The following is a 6,408-nucleotide window of genomic DNA, read 5'->3' as shown; positions in this document are numbered from 1 at the left end:
GCGGGGTGACCGTCTCCTACTTCGAATGGGTACAGGGAACCCAAAACTATATGTGGTCACATGAGGAGATCAATGGTCGGCTGCATAAAATCATGACCGATGCCTTTCACAGCACCCTGCAACGCTCGCAACGAGACCACTTGGATATGCGCACCGCAGCCCTGATCGAAGGCATAGACCGCATCACTCAGGCCAAACTACTGAGGGGAATCTTCCCTTAATCAGCAGGATCGCCTGGGTTTTATAACTAAGTGGGGTATGCTCATGAAGCAACCACCCTTAAGTGAAAAAAACAACACCTCCCAGGCGCTGGCGGAGAGCCGCCGTCGCCTCGACACACTGATGGCTAACCTACCGGGCTTTGCCTTTCGGTGCCTCAATACCCCCGAATGGCCTATGGAGTTTGTCAGTGAGGGTTGCCGAGCGCTGACCGGCTACTCACCGCAGGAGCTGAGTATCGGTGGGTTTATCAACTATAGTGAGCTGGTGCATCCAGAGGACCGGGGCCCCTTATGGGATCAGGTACAAGGGGCACTGCGTGAACGATGCCCGTATCAGGTCGAATATCGTATCCATACCCGGGACAAAGAGGAGAAGTGGGTATGGGAGCAGGGGTGTGGTGTTTTCGATTCTGATGGTGCATTTCTGGCACTGGAAGGCTTTATCACGGATATCACTGATCAGAAGCGGGCTCAGGATCAACGGGAAACGACAACCCAGGCGCTCGAGGAGAGCCGCCGCCGTCTATCCACACTGATATCTAATCTGCCCGGTATTGCCTACCGTATTCTCAATACCCCTGAGTGGCCCACTGAGTTTGTCAGTGATGGTTGCCTGGAACTGACGGGTTACTCACCGCAGGAGCTGGATCACTTTGGCCTCATCGTATTCCCGGAAGATCGCGAGCGCATTTGGCAGGTCATTCAGCAGTCGCTGCGTGATGGACACCCTTATCAATTCGAACACCGTGTACCTACCCGCGACGGAACGGAAAAGTGGATATGGACTCAGGGGTGCGGTGTTTACGGATCGGATGGTGAGCTGCAGGCGCTGGAAGGCTTTGCCACGGATATTACTGAACAGAAGAGGGTCGAGGCCCAGAGGAACAGCACCACTCAGGAATTGGCGGAGAGTCGTCGCCGTCTTACGACGCTGATCGCTAATCTTCCCGGTGTTGTTTATCGCGGACTTGATAGCCCAAGGTGGTCCGTCGAGTTTGTCAGTGGGGGTTGTGTGGAACTGACCGGATACACGCCGGAGGAACTTGTTGCTGGCGAGATCGTCGACTATAGCGACTTGATGTATCCGGAGGACCGGGATCGGGTGTTGGCGCAGACACAGCAGTCACTGAGCGAAAAGCGTCCCTATCGAACTGAATACCGTATTCGTACCCGTAGTGGTGAGGAGAAGTGGGTGTGGGAACAGGGTTGTGGTGTCTTTGGTCCCGACGGTGATCTTCAGGTGCAGGAAGGCTTTATCACCGATATTACTGAACAGAAACGTGTCCAGGCCCAAGCGCAAGCTCTGCAGGAGGAACTGCTTACGATCAATGCACGACTGGAAAAGCAGTTCGAGCAACGTACCGCTGAATTAAAAGCGTCCCATGAGGAGTTACACAAGGCCAAAGTTGCAGCCGAACAGGCTTCAAACGCTAAAAGCGAGTTTCTGGCCAATATGAGCCATGAGATCAGGACACCGATGAACGGCGTTATAGGAATGTCCGAACTGCTCGGTAACACCCTGCTTTCCACACAGCAACAGGAGTACCTGACCCTAATTCAACAATCGGCAGATACGCTGTTGCGGTTGCTGAATGACATCCTGGATTTCTCGAAGATCGAAGCGGGGAAACTGGAGTTGGAAGAAATTGACTTTAATCTGCGGGATACACTGGACGACACTCTACAGACCTTGGCGATGCGTGCCTCTGAGAAGGGGTTGGAACTTGTTGGTCGCATCTCTCCGCAGATTCCTGATGCATTGATCGGTGATCCCGGACGGTTGCGGCAGATCATTGTCAACTTGGTCGGTAACGCGATCAAATTTACCGAACTAGGGGAGATTCTGGTGGATATCAGGCCGCAAGCCCTGAAGGAAAGCGAAGTTGAACTCGTTTTCTCTGTACGTGACACGGGAATTGGTATCCCTCCAGAGCAGCGCCAGCATATCTTTGAGTCCTTTAGCCAGGTTGATAGTTCTATCTCCCGCCGCTTTGGCGGCACGGGTCTGGGGCTGGCCATTTCATCCCAGCTGGTGGGCATGATGGGCGGGGAGATGTCGATGGAAAGCACCGTTGGTGAGGGGACAATTTTCCACTTTTCGTTGGTTCTGCAACGTCAACTGGGGCCTGGCACTCATCTTCCAAGGGAGCTTTCAGCGCTTTATGAGTTGCCGGTTCTGATCGTTGATGACAATAGTACCAACCGACGTATCCTCGAAGAGATGCTGGTCAACTGGTGTATGAAACCCATGACCGCTGCCTCGGGCGAAGACGCGTTAGATAAGCTGGAGCGGGCACGGGGCGCTGGAACGCCTTATCACCTGATATTGCTGGATGCGATGATGCCCGGCATGGATGGCTTTGCGGTAGCGCGGAGGATACGAGGAGACCCGAACTATTCGGATATAGCGATTATTATGCTCTCTTCCGTGGGGCAGTCCACAAAATCAGCCAGCCTTCAGGATAGGGGGATCGCCCGTTACCTGACGAAACCGGTTAAACAGTCCAACCTGCTGGATGCCATTCTCAGTCTGAAAGGATTGGTGATCCAGCCTGAGGCTGCCGAGGCATCTGTGCCTGGCGGGGCCCCTCTGCATATTCTTCTGGCTGAAGATGGTCTGATCAACCAGAAGGTTGCCACCAAGTTGTTGGAGCAGCGCGGGCATTCCGTCGTCATCGCTAATGACGGTAAACAAGCGGTGGAATGGTTTGAACGTGAACCCTTCGATCTGGTGCTTATGGATGTGCAGATGCCGGAGATGGACGGTTTACAGGCAACCGCACGAATTCGGGAGTTGGAGGCAGGCGGCGCGTCGCACCTGCCCATCATCGCCATGACGGCCAATGCCATGAAAGGAGACCGGGAGCAGTGCCTGCGTGCGGGGATGGATGACTATATTCCCAAACCAATACGCTCCCAACAACTCTACGACACGATTGATCAGGTGGTAAACGCGGCCGCATCAGAAGCGGGTGTGTCTACAGTGTCAGATACTGAGGTGACTTCACCTCAGAGCTCCCCATCGAAAGAGGCACAATCACAGGAGGTGATCCGGGACACGCAGTATCTGGACCCTGCTGAGGTGTTTGATCCTGACGGTGCGTTAGAGGGGGTTGGCGGTGATGCCGACATCCTCAAAGAACTGGTCGAACTGTTTTACGATGAGTGTCCTAAATTAATGTCTGAGATTCATGCCACGCTGGCAGCGGGTGATGCTGTTGCATTGCGGCGAGCGGCCCACACCCTAAAGGGAACGGTAGCTGTTTTTGCGGCGAAGCGGACGGTTGCCAGTGCCCTGAAGCTTGAACTGATGGCACGAGAGGCTGAACTCGACGCAGCCCCAGAAGCGTTATCAGCCCTTGAGTCTGACGTCGAGCGCCTTAAGCAAGCGCTGGTTTCGCGCTTTCCCCCGCAGGCTGATATCCAGTAATCTCAGGCTGTTGGTTACCGATAACTTAATTTAGCCCGACACCTTAAGCCTTAACGTTTATTGATAGCCAGATAATCACGTTGAGCTGCGCCCTGATAGAGCTGGCGTGGACGACCGATGACCTGATCCTTGTCCACGATCATCTCTTTCCACTGGGCGATCCAACCCACACTGCGGGCCAGGGCAAACATCACCGTGAACATGTTGGACGGGATGCCCATCGCACTTTCGATGATGCCTGAGTAGAAGTCCACATTGGGGTAGAGCTTTTTCTTAATGAAGTAGTCGTCTTCCAACGCTATGCGTTCCAATTCCAGGGCTAACGCGAAGAGGGGATCATCCTGACGATCAAGGGCGGTAAGTACCTTCTGTGCTTCTTTACGCAGTACCCGGGCCCTTGGGTCGTGACTGCGATACACCCGGTGGCCAAAGCCCATTAGTCGGAAGGGATCATCAGGGTCAGTCGCTCGTTTGAGATACTTAGGCAGCTTTTTCACGTCACCGATCTCATGCAGCATACTCAGTACGGCTTCATTAGCACCGCCGTGCAGAGGTCCCCACAGGGCGCTGATGCCGGCAGAGATCGCCGCAAAAGGGTTGGCTCCGGTGGAACCGGCCAGGCGAACGGTTGAGGTGGAGGCGTTCTGTTCGTGATCGGCGTGAAGAATAAGAATCTTGTCCAGTGCCTCCGCGACTACCGGATTCACCTCATAGTCCTCGCAGGGCACGGCGAAGAGCATCTTCAGCAGATTGCTGGAATAGTCGAGATCATTGTCCGGGTAGATAAACGGTTGCCCGATCGCATGTTTATAGGAGGCGGCTGCGATGGTGGGTATCTTCGCGAGCAACCTGATCGCTGAAATCTCCCTGTGTTGTGGATCATGGATATCCAGCGAGTCGTGGTAGAACGCGGAGAGGGCACCGACCACGCCAACCATAATCGCCATCGGATGGGCGTCACGCCTAAAGCCTTGGAAGAAGTTAAGCAGTTGTTCGTGCACCATGGTGTGCTGGGTCAGCAGTGTATTGAACTCATCAAATTGCTGACGATTGGGCAGCTCTCCTTTCATCAACAAGTAAGCTGTCTCGCTGAAGCTACTTTTCTCCGCCAGTTGCTCGATGGGATAGCCACGGTACAGCAGAATTCCTTTCTCGCCGTCGATAAAGGTGATGTGGCTGGTACAGGAGGCTGTCGATTTGTAGCCCGGGTCGAGGGTGAAGAGTCCTAGCTCCCCGTAGAGCCCCCGAATATCCACCACGGGTGGACCGGCAACCCCTTGTTGGATCTCTAGATCCAGAGTTTTCCCCGTGCGGTTGTCACGGATTGTAAGCGTGTTTTTAGACATGAGCCTGAAACCTTGTGCTCCTTGGGAGCACAGCGTGGCGTTATGACTCACTAAAGAATGGATAAAGTAACCATAGCCCGTAAGTCATTAGCCTATCTTGGGATGCGGGCAGTGACTTCCATGGCGGCTGCATATATTCCAAGCATAGGCCATATTTGAAAGAAGCAAGGTGCGAGATCCTTGTCGGTAATTTGATACCCAAAGATGGCAACCTTCCTTCTGAAGGACTGTATGTGTTGTCGGGTGCGTAGCCAATAGTTGAAAATTTACATTAGCGCACGAACTCTCAAAGAATAGCCGCCCAAAGCCAGACATCGCCATTGCAGTGAATAATCTGATAGGGCGGGTCCGCGAGGTGATTTGGCTGGCCGGATCAAACTAGCTTATTTCTAATCACAGTCGTCCAGTGGATCCTGTGCACCCGGTTTGTTGCTTGTCTTACTCCATTACCAATACTTGGGGTAATTCGCTTGTCTACTGAGATTGTTGTATACCACGGCGACGGCAACTAATAGCACCGCTCCACTTAAAGTGGGGAACAGCAGAAAATCCCAACTCGGCTGCATCAAAAATACAATCACCGGATTGGAACCGGCGGGCGGATGCACTGTGCGCGTTGCCATCATCAATGCGATTGCGGTGCCTACCGCCAGCGCGACAGACCACCAGGTTGGCCCACAGAGTGTCAGGAACAACAAGCCGACCAGTGAGCTTAGAAAGTGCCCGGCGATCACATTTCTCGGCTGCGAAAAGGGGGCATCCGGAAAGCCAAACACCAACACACATGAGGCACCGAAGGAGCCAAGCACCAGTGCTGCCTGAAGGTTGTCTGCGATACCTGCGATCACCGCTATGGCAATGAAACCACCCAGTCCGGCCAGAAGGATGTTCTTGAGCGGGTGTTTTGGCGGCAGTGCTGCTCCATCACCTTTCAGTTTATTTAACAACGCAGACATAAGGTATCTCCTGAAGTCCCGGGTTTTAGGGTGTGTACCAAGGTAGACCGATTTGTCTACTTTTGCTCATGGTAGACAGTTCGGTCTACCTGTGTCAATATCGTTTTTCCTGTCGGAAACCTTGAGTCTTATGTCTGAGAAACGACTTCATCTGATTACCACTGCGTTTGAGCTTTTCTACCAAAAAGGTGTTCATGCGGTAGGTATCAACGAAATTCTGTCTGAATCCGGTGTGGCTAAGAAAACGCTCTACCATCATTTTTCGGGTAAAGATGAGCTGGTGTTGGCAGTGCTGGAGTATCGCGATCAGCGCTTTTGTGACTGGCTTAACGGCTGTCTTAGTGAGGCCGCATCTGCAGTAGAAATGGTCGAAGCTCAATTTGAAGCGTTGGACAACTGGTTTAACGATCGGATCGATGTACTGCAGCCTTTTCATGGCTGTTTTTTTATCAATG

General features: G+C 53.2%; 4 protein-coding genes and 1 pseudogene. 3 read left to right on the top strand and 2 right to left on the bottom strand.

The window, feature by feature from the left end:
• A pseudogene (locus ABYW01_RS11290) lies at positions 1-221 on the top strand (hypothetical protein); the annotation flags it as partial.
• Positions 222-264: 43 nt separating this feature from the next.
• Complete coding sequence (locus ABYW01_RS11285) at positions 265-3,651, top strand: PAS domain-containing protein (protein ID WP_372832766.1); 3,387 nt, start codon at positions 265-267, stop codon at positions 3,649-3,651.
• A 50-nt stretch (positions 3,652-3,701) separates the two neighbouring features.
• On the opposite strand, the gene gltA is transcribed toward ABYW01_RS11285, so the two are convergent.
• Positions 3,702-4,997 (bottom strand): citrate synthase, encoded by a 1,296-nt coding sequence (gltA, locus tag ABYW01_RS11280; protein WP_372832765.1) that lies wholly within the window; start codon positions 4,995-4,997, stop codon positions 3,702-3,704.
• Positions 4,998-5,443: 446 nt separating this feature from the next.
• Positions 5,444-5,953, bottom strand: coding sequence for an HPP family protein (locus ABYW01_RS11275; RefSeq protein ID WP_372832764.1), 510 nt, complete (start codon positions 5,951-5,953; stop codon positions 5,444-5,446).
• Positions 5,954-6,083: 130 nt separating this feature from the next.
• On the opposite strand from ABYW01_RS11275, the gene ABYW01_RS11270 reads away from it, so the two are divergent.
• A partial coding sequence (locus ABYW01_RS11270) for a TetR/AcrR family transcriptional regulator (protein ID WP_372832762.1) occupies positions 6,084-6,408 on the top strand: 325 nt, incomplete at its 3' end.

The organism is Pontibacterium sp. (assembly GCF_041587635.1).
Taxonomy (GTDB): domain Bacteria; phylum Pseudomonadota; class Gammaproteobacteria; order Pseudomonadales; family Balneatricaceae; genus Pontibacterium.
This window is presented reverse-complemented; position numbering and strand designations above follow the sequence as displayed.